We start from the raw sequence: 18,379 nt of genomic DNA, 5'->3' as shown, positions 1-18,379 counted from the left end.
CTATCGTCAACGCCTGATAAGCGGTTGAACTTTATTATCAATGGCTTCCCGCGCACGGAAAATGCGGGAGCGTACCGTACCGACCGGGCAATCCATAATAGCCGCTATCTCTTCATAGCTCAGGCCATCCAGCTCCCGCAACGTAATTGCCATGCGTAAATCTTCCGGGAGTGACTCTATGGTACGGAATACAATCTGTCTCAGTTCCTCAGACAACATTAAGTTCTCTGGGTTCGAAATTTCTTTCAACGCGCCGCCACTTTCGAAATTTTCCGCCTCGTTGGCGTCCACATCACTGGACGGCGGGCGACGGCCCTGAGCGACTAAATAGTTTTTTGCCGTATTCACGGCGATACGGTAGAGCCAGGTATAAAACGCGCTGTCGCCGCGAAAAGAATCAAACGCGCGCCAGGCTTTAACAAAAGATTCCTGAACAACATCAGAGACGTCGCCTGAGGGGACATAGCGGGACACCAGATTCGCCACTTTATGCTGGTAGCGAATGACCAGTAAGTTAAAGGCTTTCTGATCTCCCTTCTGGACCCGTTCGACAAGGACCTGATCCGTTAACTGCTCGCTCATCCGAGGTAATGTCTCCCCAAACCTGAATTTCCACGCGTAATCGAAATGCCACCCGAACTCTGCACTGTGAGCAAGCAGAAGCTTAGAGCGCCGGTTGCCCGGAAAGTTCCGTTACGCCTTTGTTTTTGTGCGGCAATGGCGAACGCCAGTTCTACTCATTATATGTTCACAATCTGAATAACGGCCTGCCAGGGCTGTATTTTGTTGCACAGACCGCTTGCAGGGTAACGCAACACCACCATTTTTTCACCTTTAAATCCTGAGGATGCGCGGCGGTACGCAGCGTTTTGAGTATGCGGTTATGCGTTAAGTCAGAATCTCTCTCTCGTGTTTAGCGTTTACAACGCAGATTAAAAAAAGCGTGTTTGATTTCGCATTACGGTGCTATGCTGGCCAAACCTTGTTTAGTAAATTAAACACGACAATGAATAAGACACCTGAACTTCACTGTGATGTGCTGATTGTCGGCAGCGGTGCCGCCGGCCTTTCACTGGCGCTGCGCCTGGCGGAACATAGCCAGGTGATAGTATTGAGCAAAGGTCCGTTGAGCGAAGGCTCCACCTTTTATGCCCAGGGCGGTATAGCCGCGGTTTTTGACGAAACCGACAGCATCGCCTCGCACGTAGAAGACACGCTGATTGCAGGCGCTGGCCTGTGCGATCGCAGCGCCGTCGAGTTTGTCGCCAGCAACGCCCGCCACTGCGTGCAGTGGCTTATCGATCAGGGCGTGCTGTTTGACACTGAAGTGCAGTCGAACGGCGAAGAGAGCTACCACCTCACGCGTGAAGGCGGCCACAGCCACCGCCGCATTCTGCATGCGGCGGACGCCACCGGTAAGGCTGTCGCCACGACGCTGATAGATAAAGCGTTAAGCCATCCGAACATCCGCATTCTTGAGCGTCATAACGCCGTGGATTTGATTATCTCTGATAAAATCGGTCTGCCGGGCACGCGCCGCGTGGTGGGTGCCTGGATCTGGAACCGCAATAAAGAAGAAGTGGAAACCTGTCGCGCGAAAGCTGTGGTGCTTGCCACCGGCGGCGCGTCAAAAGTCTATCAGTACACCACCAACCCGGATATCGCCTCGGGCGACGGCATCGCGATGGCCTGGCGCGCCGGTTGTCGCGTCGCGAATCTCGAATTCAATCAGTTCCATCCAACCGCCCTGTTTCATCCGCAGGCGCGCAATTTCCTGCTGACCGAAGCGCTGCGTGGCGAAGGGGCTTATCTTAAACGCCCTGACGGCACCCGCTTTATGCCGGAGTTTGACGAGCGCGCCGAACTGGCACCGCGCGATATCGTGGCGCGCGCCATTGACCATGAAATGAAACGTCTCGGCGCCGACTGCATGTATCTCGACATCAGCCACAAACCGGAGGCGTTTGTCCGCCAGCACTTCCCAACGATTTATGAAAAGCTACTGGGGCTTGGCATCGATCTCACCCGAGAACCGGTGCCGGTGGTGCCCGCGGCGCACTACACCTGCGGCGGCGTGATGGTCGATGAGCACGGACGCACCGACGTCGACGGGCTTTACGCTATCGGCGAGGTGACCTACACCGGGTTGCACGGCGCGAATCGTATGGCCTCGAATTCGCTGCTGGAGTGTCTGGTTTACGGCTGGTCGGCGGCGGAAGATATCCGGCTGCGCCTGCCCTATGCGCGCGAGGTCAAAACCCTGCCCGCCTGGGACGAAAGCCGCGTGGAGCACCCGGACGAACTGGTGGTATTGCAGCATAACTGGCATGAGCTGCGCCTGTTTATGTGGGATTACGTGGGCATCGTGCGCACCACCAAACGTCTGGAGCGCGCGCTGCGGCGCATTACGATGTTACAGCAGGAGATAGAAGAGTATTACGCCAACTTCCGCGTCTCCAATAACCTGCTGGAGTTGCGTAATCTGGTTCAGGTGGCGGAGCTTATCGTCCGCTGCGCCATGATGCGCAAAGAGAGCCGCGGGCTGCACTACACGCTGGATTACCCGGAAACGTTGCCGGAATCCGGGCCGTCGGTGCTCGCCCCGCTGGTTCACATAAACAGGTAGAAAGCTTCCGTGAGCGCACAATAGGCCGGTGAATAGTGCTGATCCGGCCCGCGGATCAGTAAATCATCACAGAAGCATTCGCCAGGCGATGGGGAAAACGCCAGCAGCACCCGGTGCGGCAGTTTTCCTGCATTTTCGGCCACATCGGTGCGTAGCCGCAAATGCCAGCCTTGTTCGCCGGCCAGACGGCTAAACGCTTCGCCGCTGCTTTCCGGCAACACCACGCAGAAGAACCCCTCTTCCGTAATTAACTGTGCCGCACAGGCGAGCAGCGTTCCGTGATCGAGCGTTGTGGTGTAGCGCGCCTGTTCACGGGCGGGCGTGGCGCAGGCGACGCCTTTGTCATAATAAGGTGGATTGCTGACGATAAGCTCGTAGCGTTGCGTCTGCTGCTGCGTCCAGGTCTGAATATCGGCGCTATGCACCTGAATCCGCGCCGCCCACGGCGAGGCATCAATGTTTTCACGCGCCTGCTCTGCGGCCTGGGCGTCAAGCTCGACGGCATCCAGCGTCACGGTATCCTCCGTGCGCTGCGCCAGCATCAGCGTCAGCAAACCGCTGCCCGCCCCGATATCCAGCACGCGCTGCGCTTTTGCGACCGGCGCCCACGCCCCGAGCAGAATGCCATCAGTACCGACTTTCATCGCACAGCGGTCGTGCGCGACAAAAAATTGTTTGAAGGTAAAACCATTGCGGCGTAACGGGGTTTTTGGCTGCGACATCTTTAAGACCTGGTAACAAAACCGCTGTAGCATAGGCGAAAGCGCCGCCGGGGAAAAGGAGAAGCCGGGAAAGGGATGAACATTGGGCGCTGAACGTCTATAATCTGCGCCCCACACTGAGGTAGAAAATGACTGTAACCACTTTTTCCGAACTTGAACTAGATGACAGCCTGCTGGACGCGCTCCAGGAAAAAGGCTTCACCCGCCCGACCGCTATCCAGGCGGCCGCCATTCCGCCTGCGCTCGACGGGCGTGATGTGCTCGGTTCTGCGCCAACAGGCACCGGTAAAACGGCAGCTTATCTGTTGCCGGCGTTGCAGCATCTGCTCGACTTCCCTCGCAAAAAATCGGGGCCGCCGCGCATTCTTATCCTGACCCCGACCCGCGAACTGGCGATGCAGGTTGCAGAGCATGCGCGCGAACTGGCAAAGCATACGCATCTGGATATCGCCACGATCACCGGCGGTGTGGCTTATATGAACCACGCGGAAGTCTTCAGCGAAAACCAGGATATCGTTGTCGCCACGACGGGTCGTCTGCTGCAATACATTAAAGAAGAAAACTTCGACTGCCGCGCGGTGGAAACCCTCATCCTTGATGAAGCCGACCGTATGCTGGATATGGGCTTCGCGCAGGATATCGAAACCATCGCGGGTGAAACCCGCTGGCGCAAACAGACTTTGCTGTTCTCCGCCACGCTTGAAGGCGACGCGATTAAAGATTTCGCCGAACGCCTGCTGGAAGAGCCGGTGGAAGTCTCTGCGACGCCCTCCACGCGCGAGCGCAAAAAGATCCACCAGTGGTATTACCGCGCCGATAACATCGAACACAAAACCGCGCTGCTGGTGCATCTGCTTAAGCAGCCGGAAGCCACCCGCTCCATCGTGTTTGTGCGTAAACGCGAGCGTGTGCATGAGCTGGCGAACTGGCTGCGTGAAGCGGGCATCAATAACTGCTATCTCGAAGGCGAAATGGTGCAGGTAAAGCGTAACGAGGCGATTAAACGTCTGACCGACGGCCGCGTTAATGTGCTTATCGCCACCGATGTGGCCGCTCGTGGGATTGATATTCCGGATGTCAGCCATGTCTTTAACTATGACATGCCGCGCACCGCCGACACCTATCTGCACCGCATTGGCCGTACCGGCCGCGCAGGGCGTAAAGGCACCGCGATTTCGCTGGTTGAAGCGCACGACCACCTGCTGCTGGGCAAAGTGGGCCGCTACCTCAACGAGCCGCTGAAAGCCCGCGTGATTGACGAGCTGCGTCCGACCACGCGCGCGCCGAGTGAAAAGCTCACCGGCAAACCGTCCAAAAAAGCGCTCGCGAAACGCGAAGAGAAGAAAAAAGAGAAAGAAAAAGAGAAGCCGCGCGTGAAAAAACGTCACCGCGACACCAAAAATATCGGCAAACGCCGTAAGCCGAGCGGTAACGCGACAGCGTCATCCGATAAGGCAGAGTGATAAAAAAACCGCCAGCAGATGCTGGCGGTTTTTGTTTTACCCGACGGCGCGCCGCCGGTGAACGAGCGCCTGAACTTACAGGCTTTCGGTAAAGGTACGGGCAATCACGTCGCGCTGCTGTTCCGGGGTCAGCGAGTTAAAACGTACGGCGTAACCGGAAACACGGATAGTCAGCTGCGGATATTTTTCCGGGTGCTTAACGGCATCTTCCAGCGTTTCACGACGCAGTACGTTCACGTTCAGGTGCTGACCGCCTTCCACACGCACTTCCGGTTTGATTTCCATTGGAATTTCACGGTATTCGAACTGGCCAAGCTGGCTCACCGGCACGATGTCATCTTCATTGAAACCGGCTTTGGCGCAGACGCAGCGTGCTTCACCTTTTTCGTTATCGAGCAGCCAGAAAGAGTTCAGCAGACTGTCGTTTGCGGCTTTAGTAATCTGGATACCTGTGATCATAAGTTGCCTCCCTGTGGGCGAGTTTGATGCGTTCAGCCAGCAGGCGTCAGAACAGGCGGCTGGCTAATTGGTAAAACCAATGTTGTCTTATTGTTTTATATACCACCAAAGGGCGGTCATTCTTTGATTTAAATCAAAATAAACCACTCTATGAATGTGGGTATAACATAAAGGAATTGCTTTACATCAACTTAGCCCCGTCCTGATCCTTCGGGAATTTTGTAAACCTGCGTCATGGACGTCCCGGTTTTGTTCTTCGGAAATAAGGCGTTAAGCTTAGGAAACAGAAAATCGCAGGAGAGCGAGATGACCGATAAACTGACCTGGCACGATGTGCTGGCTGATGAAAAAGAAAAGCCTTACTTCAAAAAGATCCTGACCACTGTCGCTGCCGAGCGTGAAGCAGGCGTCACCATCTATCCGCCGCAGAAAGAGGTGTTTAACGCGTTCCGCTTTACCGAGCTTGGCGATGTGAAAGTGGTGATCCTGGGCCAGGATCCTTACCACGGGCCGGGGCAAGCGCATGGTCTCGCCTTTTCGGTGCGTCCGGGCGTCGCGCCGCCGCCATCGCTGGTGAACATGTATAAAGAGCTGGAGCAATCGGTGCCGGGTTTCACCCGCCCTTCTCACGGTTATTTAGAAAGCTGGGCGCGCCAGGGCGTGATGCTGCTTAATACTGTGTTGACGGTACAGGCCGGCAAAGCGCATTCGCACGCCAATCTGGGCTGGGAGACGTTCACCGATAAAGTGATCTCGCTGATTAACGAACATCGTGAAGGCGTGGTGTTTCTGCTGTGGGGCTCGCATGCGCAGAAAAAAGGCGCGATTATCGACCGCAACCGCCACCATGTGTTGCAGGCGCCGCACCCGTCGCCGCTCTCCGCGCATCGCGGTTTCTTCGGCTGCGGTCATTTCGTCAAAACAAATCAGTATCTGGAAAGCCGTGGCGAAGCGCCCATCGACTGGATGCCCGTTCTGCCGGAAAACGCCCAATAAAAAACCTCCCGCAGGAGGTTTTAACGTTTATCACGCCAGCCTTACGCTGGCGTTTTTTTACGCTTTATTCTGACGCCACCACTCGGCGAGCAGAACGCCGGTCGCGACAGAAACGTTCAGGCTTTCTACATTGCCGGTGCCGTCGATGGAGAGGCTTAAATCGGCATTCGCCTGCGTCGCTTCAGAAATACCTTCGCTCTCCTGACCCAGCACCAGCACCATTTTCTTCGGCAGCGTCGCTTTAAAGAGCGGCGTACCTTTATGGCTGGAGGTGGTCACAATGGCATAACCGGCAGCGCGGAACTGCGCCAGCGCGTCGCTGAAGCTGTCGCCGGTGATCGGCTCGACATGCTCGGCACCGCCTTCTGCGGTACGCACCGCCGCGCCGGATTCCAGCAGGGAGGCATCCTGCACGACCACGCCTTTCACGCCGAAGTGCGCGCAGCTGCGCACAATAGCGCCGAGGTTATGCGGGTTGCCCACATCTTCCAGCGCCAGCACGCAATCTTCATCGCCCGCTTTACTCAGCCACTGGTCAACGCTCGCGCCGCTGCGTTTTTTAATCAGGAAGCAGACGCCGCCGTGATGCTCGGTGCCGGAGGCTTTGGTGAGCTCCGCGTCATCCACCACGTGATACGCTTTGCGGTTCGCCGCCATCCAGCGCAGCGCTTCTTTAAAGCGCGGGGTCACGCTCTGGATAAACCAGGCGCGAACGATAGATTCCGGACGGCTCTGGAACAGCGCCTGACAGGCGTTTTCGCCATAGACGCGGGTCTCTTCGGCGCGCTGACGGCGCAGCACTTCCGGATCGATAAAACTTTTGCCACTGATGCCGCCATGATCCGGCTTCGCTGGCGCTTCAGCACCCGGCGCGCGGGAAACGGTGCGCCATGGGGACGCCTCACGGTCGCTGTCGCGGTCCCGGCCACGGCTGCGTTCACGGTCAGACGGTCTGTCACTGCGCGCAGCACGACGACCGCCTTCCGGTTTACCGTTGCCAGCGGGACGACCGCCGCCTTTTCCGGTACGCGGGTTTGAGCTGCGTTTGTCCGTATTTTCATCACTGCGGACATACATCACTTTGACCTTGCCGCTCTTGCCTTTAAATTCGTCGTTCATGTCTTTCTCCACCTGCGCTGCGCGAAGCGCGCAGATTACCCGATGTGTCCGCGCTTAGCCATTCTTTCGCGCAAAAGCTAATAACTATTGTACTCATTGGATAAAACGGTTTGAGCCTCGAAACATTCTTGCAGATACTGAATAACATTATCGAAACATAGCCGACGTTTCCGCGTCGGTTTCTGTCACCTGCAACCCAGAGGTTAGCTATGAATACCGTTTGTGCCGCTTGCCAGACTGTCAATCGCGTGGATGAAGAGCGTATTGAAGACGGCGCGAAGTGCGGCCGCTGTGGCCACGCGCTGTTTGACGGCGATGTGATTAACGCCACCAGCGAAACGCTGGATCAGCTGCTTAAAGATGACCTGCCGGTAGTGATTGATTTCTGGGCGCCGTGGTGCGGCCCGTGCCGTAGCTTTGCGCCGATCTTTGAAGATGTCGCCGAAGAGCGCAGCGGCAAAATACGCTTTGTAAAAGTGAACACCGAGGCCGAGCCGGAGCTGAGCGCGCGTTTTCGCATTCGCAGCATCCCGACCATCATGATGTTCAAAAACGGACAGCTGGTGGATATGCTCAACGGCGCCGTGCCAAAAGCGCCGTTCGATACCTGGCTGAACGAAGCGACGAACGAAGCCGTATAACGTCTGCCGCGGGGCGCGTCTTGTGCCCCACGATTCCCTCTGCGACAATGGCGTTTTTGCCGACTTCCCATGACTGAAAACGCCGTCCTTCGCCTGCGCGCCGAGCGCCTGGCTCGCGCCACCCGCCCTTTTCTCGCCCGTGGTAACCGCATTAAGCGCTGCCAGCGTTGCCTGCTGCCGTTACGCCACTGCTTATGCGACACGCTGCAACCGCAACCGGCCCGCAGCCGTTTCTGTCTGGTGATGTTTGATACCGAGCCGATGAAGCCCAGCAATACCGGCAGGCTTATCGCCGATATTCTGCCTGATACGGAGGCGTTTCAGTGGTCGCGCACCGAGCCGCCCGCAGCGCTTCTTGAACTCGTGGCAAACCCTGACTATCAGCCTGTGGTGGTGTTTCCGGCGTCTTACGCCGATGCCGGACGCGACGTGCTGACTGCCCCGCCGCGTACCGGCAAGCCGCCGCTTTTTATTATGCTCGACGGCACCTGGACCGAAGCGCGCAAAATGTTTCGCAAAAGCCCTTATCTTGACGCGCTGCCGGTGATGTCGGTGGATTTAACGCGGGTATCGGCCTATCAGCTGCGCGAAGCGCACGCCGACGGGCAGTACTGTACGGCGGAAGTGGCGATAGCACTGCTGGACGGCGCGGGCGATACCGCGGCGGCGCAGGGATTAAGCGATCACTTTGCGCTGTTTCGCGAGCGCTATCTGGCCGGTAAACCACATCATCAGGGCAGCGTCACAGCAGCGCAGGCAGAAAGCGTTTAAAATCATCAGGTCACTTCGACGCCGGAGGAAATGATGAGCCAACGTGGCCTGGAAGCGCTGTTACGTCCCAAATCCATCGCCGTCATCGGCGCGTCGATGAAACCCGACAGAGCCGGTTTTCTGATGATGCGCAATCTGCTGGCGGGCGGTTTTAGCGGGCCGGTTCTGCCGGTGACGCCCGCCTGGAAAGCGGTTTGCGGCGTGCTGGCCTGGCCGGATGTCGCAAGCCTGCCGTTTACGCCCGATCTCGCGGTGCTGTGTACCCACGCAAAGCGCAACCTGGCGCTGCTGGAGGCGCTTGGCGAAAAAGGCTGTAAAACCTGCCTGGTGCTCTCATCGCCCCCGGAACAACATGCCGAACTGCTGGCTTGCGCGGCGCGCTTTCAGATGCGCCTGCTCGGCCCGAACAGCCTGGGGCTGCTGGCGCCGTGGCAGGGTCTGAACGCCAGTTTCTCGCCGGTGCCGATCCGCAAAGGCAAGCTCGCGTTTATTTCGCAGTCCGCCGCCGTCTCTAACACCATTCTCGACTGGGCGCAGCAGCGCCAGCTCGGCTTCTCCTGGTTTATCGCGCTGGGCGACAGCCCGGATATCGACGTCGATGAACTGCTCGATTACCTGGCCCGCGACAGTAAAACCAGCGCCATTCTGCTCTACCTGGAGCACCTGAGCGACGCCCGGCGCTTTGTCTCCGCCGCCCGTAGCGCCTCGCGCAATAAACCTATTCTGGTCATCAAGAGCGGACGCAGCCCCAGCGCGCGCCGTCTGCTGAATACCCACGCCGGGCTGGACACAGCCTGGGATGCGGCAATCCAGCGCGCCGGTCTGCTGCGCGTACAGGACACTCATGAGCTGTTCTCGGCGGTGGAAACCTTAAGCCATATGCGCCCGCTGCGCGGCGAGCGACTGATGATTGTCAGCAACGGCGCCGCCCCTGCCGCGCTGGCGCTGGACGAACTCTGGCGGCGACAGGGAAAACTCGCCACGCTCGATGACGCCATGCTGACGCGGCTGCAGCAGCAGTTGCCGGAAGGCATCCACGCCGACAACCCGCTCGACCTGCGCGATGACGCCACGCCCGCGCGGTATCTGAAAGCGATCGAAGCGCTGCTGGACAGCCATGATTTCGACGCGCTGATGGTTATCCACTCGCCAAGCGCCGCCGCGCCCGGCAGCGAGAGCGCCCGCGCGCTGATCGATCTCTTTAACCGCCACCCGCGCGGCAAGTACGTGACGCTGATTACCAACTGGGGCGGCGAGTTTTCTTCCCAGGAGGCGCGTCATCTTTTCAGCGAAGCGGGTATTCCCACCTATCGCACGCCGGAAGGCGCAGTCACCGCGTTTATGCATATGGTGGAATATCGCCGCAACCAGAAACAGCTGCGGGAAACCCCGGCGCTGCCCGCCACGCTCCCGGCGGATACCGCCCAGGCGCACCAGTTGTTGCAGCAGGCGTGCGCCGAAGGCGTGACGCAGCTCGATACCCATGAAGTGCGCCCGATACTGGAAGCCTATGGCCTGCACACGCTGCCGACATGGATAGCGGGCGACAGCGCCGAGGCGGTGCATATCGCGGGGGAGATTGGCTATCCGGTGGCGCTGAAGCTGCGCTCGCCGGATATTCCGCATAAATCTGAAGTTCAGGGGGTGATGCTTTATCTGCGCACCGCCCACGAAGTGCAGCGCGCGGCGGACGCGATGCTTGACCGGGTGAAAATGACCTGGCCGCAGGCGCGCATTCACGGTCTGCTGGTGCAGAGCATGGCGAACCGCGCAGGCGCGCAGGAGCTGCGGGTGGTGGTTGAGCACGACCCGGTCTTCGGGCCGCTGATTATGCTGGGCGAAGGCGGCGTCGAGTGGCGTCCTGAGGCGCAGGCCGCCGTCGCGCTGCCGCCGCTGAACATGAATCTGGCGCGTTATCTGGTGATTCAGGCCATCAAAAGCGGCAAAATTCGCGGGCGTAGCGCGCTGCGTCCCCTGGATATCGCAGGCTTAAGCGAGCTGCTGGTGCAGGTGTCTAACCTGGTAGTGGATTGCCCGGAAATCGCGCGTCTGGATATTCATCCGCTGCTTGCTTCGGGCAGCGATTTTACGGCGCTGGACGTCACGATGCAGCTTGCGCCCTTTAGCGGTGATGCAGACGCGCGGCTGGCGGTTCGCCCCTATCCGCACCGTTTAGAGGAGTGGGTGACGCTGAAAAACGGCGAGCGCTGCCTGTTCCGCCCTATTCTTCCCGAAGATGAACCCCAGCTACAACGCTTTATCTCGCAGGTGACGAAAGAAGATCTTTATTACCGTTACTTTAGCGAGATCAATGAATTTACCCATGATGATTTAGCCAATATGACCCAGATCGACTACGATCGAGAAATGGCTTTTGTGGCGGTACGTCAGCAGACAGGCAGTGAGGAAATTATCGGCGTTACCCGCGCCATTTCCGATCCGGATAATATCGACGCCGAGTTCGCGGTCCTTGTCAGATCCGATCTGAAAGGCCTCGGCCTCGGGCGTCGGCTGCTGGAAAAATTGATAGCCTACACGCGCGATCATGGTTTATCGCGGCTGAATGGCATTACCATGCCGCATAACCAGGGGATGGTGGCGCTGGCCCGCAAGCTTGGCTTTAGCGTCGATATTCAGCTGGATGAAGGCATCGTTGCCCTGAGCCTGGCGCTGGCAAAACCCGTCGATTCGTGAGTAAGGTACTGGAAATGTTGACCACTTTTTTGGACAGTAATGGTATTATCGTCCGCTTCCGTCGTCTGCATTGCACAGAAGACCATCCACTTCAGAGAAGATATGCACTGTGATGTTGTCAAAATTTAAACGCAACAAACATCAACAACACCTTGCCCAACTACCGAAGCTTTCTCAGTCAGTTGATGATGTCGCGTTCTGTTTCGCGCCCGCCGATTTCCGCAAACAGCTCCTGGAAAAGATAGCGACGGCGACCACGCGTATCTGCATCATCGCGCTCTATCTTGAGCAGGACGATGGCGGCAAAGGCGTGTTGTCGGCACTTTATGAAGCCAAGCGTCAACGCCCGGAGCTTGACGTCAGCGTCCTGGTGGACTGGCATCGCGCGCAGCGCGGACGCATCGGCGTGGAAGCCTCGAACACTAACGCCGACTGGTATTGCCGCATGGCGCAGGAAAACCCGGACGTCAGCGTGCCGGTCTACGGCGTGCCGGTGAATACCCGCGAGGCGCTGGGCGTGCTGCATTTCAAAGGCTTTATCATCGATGATTGCGTGCTCTACAGCGGCGCGAGCCTGAACGACGTGTATCTGCACCAGCACGATAAATATCGCTATGACCGCTACCATTGCATCCGTAACGCGAAGCTTGCCGACGTGATGTTTGACTGGGTGCGCACGCAGTTAATGAATGGCCATGCGGTGAATCGTCTCGACGATCCGAACCGTCCAAAAAGCCCGGAAATCAAAAACGACATCCGCCAGTTCCGCCATCTGCTGCGCGATGCCGCGTACCATTTTCAGGGCGATGCCGATAACGATCAGCTGGCTGTGACGCCGCTGGTGGGGCTTGGCAAATCGAGCCCGCTGAATAAAGCCATTTTTCACCTGATGCCCTGCGCGGAAGAGAAGCTGGTCATCTGTACGCCGTACTTTAACCTGCCCGCGGTGCTGGTGCGTAATATCATCCAGCTTCTGCGCGACGGCAAAAAAGTGGAAATCATCGTCGGCGATAAAACGGCGAACGACTTCTATATTCCGGAAGATCAGCCGTTTAAGATCATCGGCGCGCTGCCTTATCTCTATGAGATCAACCTGCGCCGTTTCTTAAGCCGTCTGCAGTATTACGTCAACACCGATCAACTGGTGGTGCGTCTGTGGAAAGATGGTGATAACAGCTATCACCTGAAAGGCATGTGGGTCGACAATGAATGGATGCTGCTGACCGGCAACAACCTTAACCCGCGCGCCTGGCGTCTCGATCTGGAAAACGCGATTCTTATCCACGATCCGAAGCAGCAACTGGCTTCCCTGCGCCAGCGTGAACTTGCCGAAATCCGCACCCATACCACGGTGGTAAAACACTATCGCGACCTGCAAAGCATCGCCGATTACCCGGTAAAAGTGCGCAAGCTTATCCGCCGCCTGCGCCGTATCCGTATCGACCGGCTGATTAGCCGCATTCTCTGACGCCTGTCGCTTAACGAAGCCCTGCCATGCAGGGCTTTTTTATGGAGAACGCTATGCGCGCCTTTCTGCTTTCGTTAGTTGTCACACTTACCGGTTGTAGCCATATGGCGCAGGACAACTGGGCAGGCCAAGATAAAGCCCAGCACTTTTTAGGCTCAGCGCTGCTCGCTGCCGCCGGGAATGAATACGCCCAGCGGCAAGGGCATTCCCCGGATCGGTCCGCCGCGTTCGGGCTGATGTTTTCGGTTTCCCTTGGCGCGACGAAAGAACTCTGGGACAGCCGCCCGGCGGGGAGCGGCTGGAGCTGGAAAGATCTGGCGTGGGACATAGCGGGTGCCAGCGCTGGTTACGCAGTCTGGCAAATGGCGGAGCATTAAAGCCGCATGCCTTTTCCTTTGCGGTGAAGCTTCAGCGAAACCAGAAACGCGACGGCACCCATCGCCGAGACATACCAGAAAAACGCCGTTTCTGAACCCAGCGATTTCAGCGACAGCGCCACATATTCCGCCGAGCCGCCAAAGAGCGCGTTGGCAACCGCGTAAGAGAGACCGACGCCCAGCGCGCGCACCTGCGCCGGGAACATCTCCGCCTTCACAATGCCGCTTATCGAGGTATAGAAGCTGACAATCAGCAGTGCGAGCATCACCAGCCCGAATGCCGCCAGCGGCGAGCTGACATTTTGCAGCTCCATCAGGATCGGCACGGTACAGAGCGTGGCAAGCGCGCTGAAGCAGAGCATCGAACTGCGACGGCCAATTTTATCCGACAGCGCCCCGAAGAACGGTTGCAGCAGCATAAATGCGAAGAGTGCGGCGGTCATCACCATACTCGCGGTATTCGCATGCATTCCCGCCGTGTTGACGAGATATTTCTGCATATAGGTCGTAAACGTATAAAAACTCAGCGAACCGGCGGCGGTAAACCCGAGGACCATGATGAACGCCCGACGGTTGCGCCAGAGACCTTTCAGCGAGCCCGCCTCTTTCAGCGCGCGCGTCTCCTGCTGCGAGGTTTCATCAAGCGAGCGACGCAGCCACAGCGCCACCACCGCCAGCACCGCGCCCAGCGCGAAGGGAATGCGCCAGCCCCAGGCGCGCAGAGCGTCATCTGACAAAATCTGTTGCAGCACGACGACAACCAGCAGCGCCATTAACTGCCCGCCGATAAGCGTCACGTACTGGAATGACGCATAAAAGCCTTTGCGCCCTTCGATAGCCACTTCGCTCATGTAAGTCGCGCTGGTGCCATATTCTCCCCCGACCGACAGCCCCTGGAACAGGCGCGCCACAAGTAACAGCAGCGGTGCCCAGGTGCCAATCACTGCGTAACCCGGCAGACAGGCAATGACCAGCGAGCCGAAACACATCATACAGACAGAAATCAGCATGGAGGTTTTACGGCCATGTTTATCGGCGATGTAACCAAAGAGCCAGCCGCCGATAGGGCGCATCAGAAAGCCTGCGGCGAAGATGCCTGCCGTTTGCAGAAGCTGTGTGGTGCTATTGTCAGAGGGGAAAAAGATATGCGCGAAGTAGAGCGAACAAAAGGAGTAGACGTAGAAATCAAACCACTCGACGAGGTTGCCAGACGAGGCACCGACAATCGCCCAGACACGTCGGCGGGTATCGCTGGAAGTCAGTGACGGTTTATCTGTCCGGGCGGTAACTTCGGTCATGTCTCTCTCCTTTTTAAATCCGCGGCTTGTACTCCGGGGCAATTAGCAGGCTATAAAATATCATGTTAATTATATGTTAATAGCATTTCCGTGAGGAGGCGGGGAATTTACGCGTCGTTAGCCCCACTTTTCCTGATGGGCTTTTTTACGCCGCAGATAATCTTCATCTGCCCGGATGCGATCCCACCACCCTTTAAAGACTTTTGCCGCCGCCGCTTTAGTCGGATCGTTGCCGCGCGGATTCAGGTTACGATCGGCATCATACTTTTTGCCGCCTTTATAGTTGGCGTAACGACGCGCGCGGGTATACCCCATCTGAATAAACTTGCGCGCCATATCCATACCGACAAAATCGTCCTTTTCACGGTATGCCTCGAATAACTCATAAATCTTTTCCGCCGAGGCGTTGGCGCTCTCTTCGTCTTTATAGCGCCAGTACGGGAGGATTTCGCTTTTATACGGCTCAACCAATAAGACGCCCTGTTCGCCACGCCCGACCTGATACCGTTCCGGGTGCGCGCGAAAGTCGATGCTGTCGAAGTCCTGCTGATAATCAAAAGGCTTTGTGGCCACGATAATGCCTCCTGTAATGCGTTTCGTATAACCATAGCAGGCTTCAGAGAACTCCCGCTTTTCGCTTACCTCTATGAAGTGGACTACCCTTCAACAGGTTAGCTTTTCGAGCGCAGCTCAGGATCTATGCGCACACTCACCTGATGCGAGGCACGATAATGACCAAAAAAACGAGCGATTTTTTTGTAGAACGACTCAAAGCGTGGGGCGTAACCCGGATTTACGGCTACCCCGGCGACGGCATTAACGGCGTTCTGGGCGCGTTGCAGCGCGCCGATAAAGCCGGCGACGGCATTGAGTTTATCCAGGTGCGCCATGAAGAGATGGCGGCATTTATGGCCTGTGGCCATGCGAAATTTACGGGCGAGCCGGGTGTTTGCCTCTCAACTGGCGGGCCGGGTGCCACGCATCTGCTGACTGGCCTGTATGACGCGCAGATGGATCATATGCCGGTTATCGCGATTGCAGGCCAGGCGGAAACCACCGCCCGGGGCGCGACCTATCAGCAGGAACTGAATCTCGATCGCGTATTCAGCGATGTGGCGAGCTTTGTTCAGGAGGCGGCAACGCCTGCGCAGTTGCGTCATCTGGTGGATCGCGGCGTGCGAATCGCGAAAGCGAATAATGGCGTGACGGTGCTGATCCTGCCCAAAGATCTTCAGGATGAGCCCTGGCAGGAGCCGCAGCACGCGCATGGCTTCACGCATTCCGGGCCCGGCTATCAGCGCCCGCACGTGATCCCGCATCAGTACGATCTTCAGCGCGCCGCGGATATTCTTAACGACGGCAAAAAAGTCGCGATCCTGATAGGCGCGGGTGCGCGCGAAGCGGCGGTGGAAGTGGTACAGGCGGCAAACCTGCTCGGTGCGGGTGTTGCTAAAGCGTTGCTTGGCAAAGATGTATTGCCGGATGATGCGCCGTTTGTGACGGGCTGTATTGGCCTGCTTGGCACCGAGCCGTCGTGGGATCTGATGCAGGGCTGCGATACGCTCCTGATGATTGGCACCGGCTTCCCGTGGACGGAATTCCTGCCGAAAGAAGGCCAGGCGCGGGCGGTTCAAATAGATCTGGACGCATCTATGCTCGGCCTGCGTTACCCGACAGAAGTGAATCTGCATGGCGATGCCGTGAGCACGTTACAGGCGCTGCTTCCTCTGCTCAAGCGTAAAGAGGACCGCAGCTGGCAGGAGAAAATCGCGGTTTCCGTCAAAGCGTGGTGGGAGAAAATCGAAGAACGTGCAATGGCGAAAGCGACGCCGGTCAACCCGCAGCGCGTGGTGTGGGAGATGTCGCCATTGCTGCCGGATAACGCGATTGTCACCTCAGATTCCGGCTCGTGCGCCAACTGGTTTGCGCGGGATTACAGAGTGAAGCAGGGCCAGCGGGCGTCTCTCTCGGGCGGTCTGGCGTGTATGGGCGCGGCGGTGCCATATGCCATTGCCGCGAAATTTGCTTTCCCGGAAAAACCCGTCGTGGCGCTGGTGGGCGATGGCGCGATGCAGATGAATAACCTCGCGGAGCTGATTACCATCCAGAAATACTGGCAGCGTTGGTCCGATCCGCGGTTGATCGTCTGCGTATTTAATAACCAGGATCTGAATCAGGTAACGTGGGAGCAGCGCATTATGGAAGGCAACCCGCGCTTTACCGCGACGCAGGATGTTCCGGACGTGCCCTATGCGCAGTTTGCGGAATCAATCGGGCTGAAAGGGATTTATGTAGATTCGCCGGAAGAACTTCAGGCCGCCTGGCAGCAGGCGCTGGCGGCCGATCGTCCGGTCGTACTGGAAGTGAAAACCGATCCGGAAGTGGCACCGCTGCCACCGCATATTAGCTTCGCCCAGGCGAAAGGGTTTATATCATCCATGGCGAAAGGCGATAAATCGGCGGGTAAGGTGATTGCGGATACCGCGCATCAGGTGATGAATACCGTCCTGCCGGGTAAAAAATAGTAACGCGTCGGCTCCTCAGGCAAGCTGAGGAGCCTTTTCTCTTACTTGCGCAGTAATTTTTGCAGCCGCTGCTGCTGCCATTGTTCAATCCAGCCCCGTAGTAAGAATAAACGCAGGCCTTTCACTACCAGTAATCCACCCCAAATGAGCATCACCCATAATGACCAGTGACTTTCCGGCGATGTAAAACGGTTAATCAGGAAAAGCCCAACGCAAACCACCACCGCAGTGGATAGGCTGCGATAAAAGTGCCGCTCCTCATCCAGACGTCTGCGGGCAGTGGACACCGCTTCATCCAGCGGGCCCGCAGCCTGTAGCGGCGCGCCCGTTAATTCTTCTACGCGCGTTTCAAAAACAGCGGCCAGCGCGCTTAACGTTTCGAGCGAGGGCGGCTCCCCTTTTTCTATGCGCTGAATAGTGCGAACGCTGACCGAGGAGAGTTCTGCCAGTTGTTCCTGAGACCAGGCGCGAGCGAGGCGAAGCGCGCGGATGCGGTTTTCGGTTTGCATAACTGTGACCTTCTTTATGAGAAATGTGGCAGACAGTATTTCGCTCTGCTGGTAAAAACCGCCACGACACGGGCCTGACAGAGACACGACAGTAAGGCGACACGCTGCTGACATAGCTTCATAGGCTGAAAATCAGAATATGACGTGACCGCAGGTTGAGCAAGATCGGGGCTTTTTGTAAGCGGGGTATGGATGAATTTAATGTAGCAACCCTGATGTGCGTAGCGTCGGTGTTCTGTTGCGAAGCTTGATTCTGGTGAAAGGGTTTAAACACGAGGCGGTAGCGAAAATCATGCTGTTCCGGGAGGGGGCCGGGCGGGACGTTGAAGAACTGACGCCGGATGATCATGTTATCGCCATTGCCAGTGACAGACCGTTATCTGAGGCGGAATTACCTGTGCTGGATATCAACGAGCCCGCGCAGGTGGCGGCGTTTATCGCTGACTGGCTGGCGGCGCAGCGCTCGTAAGGGATTCAGTACGGACAGAGGATGAGGCGTATAAAAAAGAGGGGACACTTTTCCGGTGGCGCTGTTTTTCTGTCACGCGCAAAAGCAAAAACCCCTCAGCGGTGCTGAGGGGTTCTTTATTTGATGCCTGGCAGTTCCCTACTCTCGCATGGGGAGGCCCCACACTACCATCGGCGCTACGGCGTTTCACTTCTGAGTTCGGCATGGGGTCAGGTGGGACCACCGCGCTACAGCCGCCAGGC

At 57.5% G+C, this 18,379-nt stretch carries 16 protein-coding genes, 1 rRNA gene and 1 pseudogene; 10 read left to right on the top strand and 8 right to left on the bottom strand.

Features of this window, described 5'->3' with window-relative positions:
• Positions 1-6 precede the first annotated feature (6 nt).
• A complete protein-coding gene (gene rpoE / locus G6041_RS18625; RefSeq protein ID WP_004387373.1) occupies positions 7-582 on the bottom strand; it encodes an RNA polymerase sigma factor RpoE in 576 nt (191 codons plus the stop codon).
• Between the two features lie 424 nt (positions 583-1,006).
• Here rpoE and nadB point away from each other — a divergent pair, with 424 nt between their 5' ends.
• Positions 1,007-2,626 (top strand): L-aspartate oxidase, encoded by a 1,620-nt coding sequence (gene nadB, locus G6041_RS18620; RefSeq protein ID WP_004387372.1) that lies wholly within the window; start codon positions 1,007-1,009, stop codon positions 2,624-2,626.
• On the opposite strand, the gene trmN is transcribed toward nadB, so the two are convergent.
• Entirely contained in the window at positions 2,611-3,348 is a 738-nt protein-coding gene (trmN, locus tag G6041_RS18615; RefSeq protein ID WP_041460407.1) for a tRNA(1)(Val) (adenine(37)-N(6))-methyltransferase TrmN, read from the bottom strand. The two genes, nadB and trmN, sit on opposite strands and share 16 nt — an antisense overlap.
• Positions 3,349-3,476: 128 nt before the next feature.
• Here trmN and srmB point away from each other — a divergent pair, with 128 nt between their 5' ends.
• Positions 3,477-4,811 carry an ATP-dependent RNA helicase SrmB gene (gene srmB / locus G6041_RS18610; protein WP_007870105.1) on the top strand — a complete coding sequence of 445 codons (1,335 nt, stop codon included), beginning with the start codon at positions 3,477-3,479 and terminating at the stop codon, positions 4,809-4,811.
• Between the two features lie 75 nt (positions 4,812-4,886).
• Here the strand turns inward: srmB and grcA are convergent, their stop codons facing one another.
• Complete coding sequence (gene grcA, locus G6041_RS18605; RefSeq protein ID WP_004387369.1) at positions 4,887-5,270, bottom strand: autonomous glycyl radical cofactor GrcA; 384 nt, start codon at positions 5,268-5,270, stop codon at positions 4,887-4,889.
• 306 nt (positions 5,271-5,576) lie between these two features.
• Here grcA and ung point away from each other — a divergent pair, with 306 nt between their 5' ends.
• Positions 5,577-6,266 carry a uracil-DNA glycosylase gene (gene ung / locus G6041_RS18600; RefSeq protein ID WP_014728269.1) on the top strand — a complete coding sequence of 230 codons (690 nt, stop codon included), beginning with the start codon at positions 5,577-5,579 and terminating at the stop codon, positions 6,264-6,266.
• A 57-nt stretch (positions 6,267-6,323) separates the two neighbouring features.
• On the opposite strand, the gene G6041_RS18595 is transcribed toward ung, so the two are convergent.
• Positions 6,324-7,385, bottom strand: coding sequence for a tRNA/rRNA methyltransferase (locus tag G6041_RS18595; protein ID WP_041460406.1), 1,062 nt, complete (start codon positions 7,383-7,385; stop codon positions 6,324-6,326).
• Between the two features lie 209 nt (positions 7,386-7,594).
• Here G6041_RS18595 and trxC point away from each other — a divergent pair, with 209 nt between their 5' ends.
• From trxC to G6041_RS18570, 5 genes are all read left to right on the top strand, one after another.
• A complete protein-coding gene (gene trxC, locus G6041_RS18590) occupies positions 7,595-8,026 on the top strand; it encodes a thioredoxin TrxC (protein ID WP_007851786.1) in 432 nt (143 codons plus the stop codon).
• A 69-nt stretch (positions 8,027-8,095) separates the two neighbouring features.
• Positions 8,096-8,797, top strand: coding sequence for a tRNA-uridine aminocarboxypropyltransferase (locus G6041_RS18585; protein WP_007870112.1), 702 nt, complete (start codon positions 8,096-8,098; stop codon positions 8,795-8,797).
• A gap of 33 nt (positions 8,798-8,830) precedes the next feature.
• Positions 8,831-11,491, top strand: coding sequence for a bifunctional acetate--CoA ligase family protein/GNAT family N-acetyltransferase (locus G6041_RS18580; RefSeq protein ID WP_041460405.1), 2,661 nt, complete (start codon positions 8,831-8,833; stop codon positions 11,489-11,491).
• A 112-nt stretch (positions 11,492-11,603) separates the two neighbouring features.
• Entirely contained in the window at positions 11,604-12,959 is a 1,356-nt protein-coding gene (gene pssA, locus G6041_RS18575; RefSeq protein WP_004386364.1) for a CDP-diacylglycerol--serine O-phosphatidyltransferase, read from the top strand.
• Positions 12,960-13,012: 53 nt separating this feature from the next.
• On the top strand, positions 13,013-13,336 hold the full coding sequence (locus G6041_RS18570) for a YfiM family lipoprotein (RefSeq protein ID WP_041460687.1): 324 nt from the start codon (positions 13,013-13,015) through the stop codon (positions 13,334-13,336).
• On the opposite strand, the gene G6041_RS18565 is transcribed toward G6041_RS18570, so the two are convergent.
• Together G6041_RS18565 and G6041_RS18560 are read right to left on the bottom strand one after the other, a co-directional pair.
• The gene (locus tag G6041_RS18565) at positions 13,333-14,634 is read right to left on the bottom strand and encodes an MFS transporter (RefSeq protein WP_012124013.1); all 1,302 of its coding nucleotides are present in this window, start codon (positions 14,632-14,634) and stop codon (positions 13,333-13,335) included. The genes G6041_RS18570 and G6041_RS18565 overlap by 4 nt on opposite strands.
• 117 nt (positions 14,635-14,751) lie before the next feature.
• Entirely contained in the window at positions 14,752-15,207 is a 456-nt protein-coding gene (locus G6041_RS18560) for a DUF4385 domain-containing protein (RefSeq protein ID WP_012124012.1), read from the bottom strand.
• Between the two features lie 158 nt (positions 15,208-15,365).
• Here G6041_RS18560 and G6041_RS18555 point away from each other — a divergent pair, with 158 nt between their 5' ends.
• Entirely contained in the window at positions 15,366-17,159 is a 1,794-nt protein-coding gene (locus G6041_RS18555) for a thiamine pyrophosphate-requiring protein (RefSeq protein WP_041460404.1), read from the top strand.
• Positions 17,160-17,200: 41 nt separating this feature from the next.
• Here G6041_RS18555 and G6041_RS18550 read toward each other — a convergent pair whose 3' ends face one another.
• The gene (locus G6041_RS18550; protein WP_041460403.1) at positions 17,201-17,668 is read right to left on the bottom strand and encodes a helix-turn-helix domain-containing protein; all 468 of its coding nucleotides are present in this window, start codon (positions 17,666-17,668) and stop codon (positions 17,201-17,203) included.
• Between the two features lie 247 nt (positions 17,669-17,915).
• Between G6041_RS18550 and G6041_RS18545 the strand changes: the two are divergent.
• A pseudogene (locus G6041_RS18545) lies at positions 17,916-18,137 on the top strand (molybdopterin-guanine dinucleotide biosynthesis protein MobB); the annotation flags it as partial.
• 125 nt (positions 18,138-18,262) lie between these two features.
• Here the strand turns inward: G6041_RS18545 and rrf are convergent.
• Positions 18,263-18,378: ribosomal RNA gene (gene rrf, locus G6041_RS18540) — 5S ribosomal RNA — on the bottom strand.
• Position 18,379: the final 1 nt, after the last annotated feature.

Origin of the sequence: Cronobacter sp. HA18003 (assembly GCF_011605905.1) — a bacterium.
GTDB classification, from domain to species: domain Bacteria; phylum Pseudomonadota; class Gammaproteobacteria; order Enterobacterales; family Enterobacteriaceae; genus Cronobacter; species Cronobacter sakazakii.
Note: the sequence above shows the minus strand (reverse complement) of the source record. Positions and strands in the feature narration are given on the sequence as shown.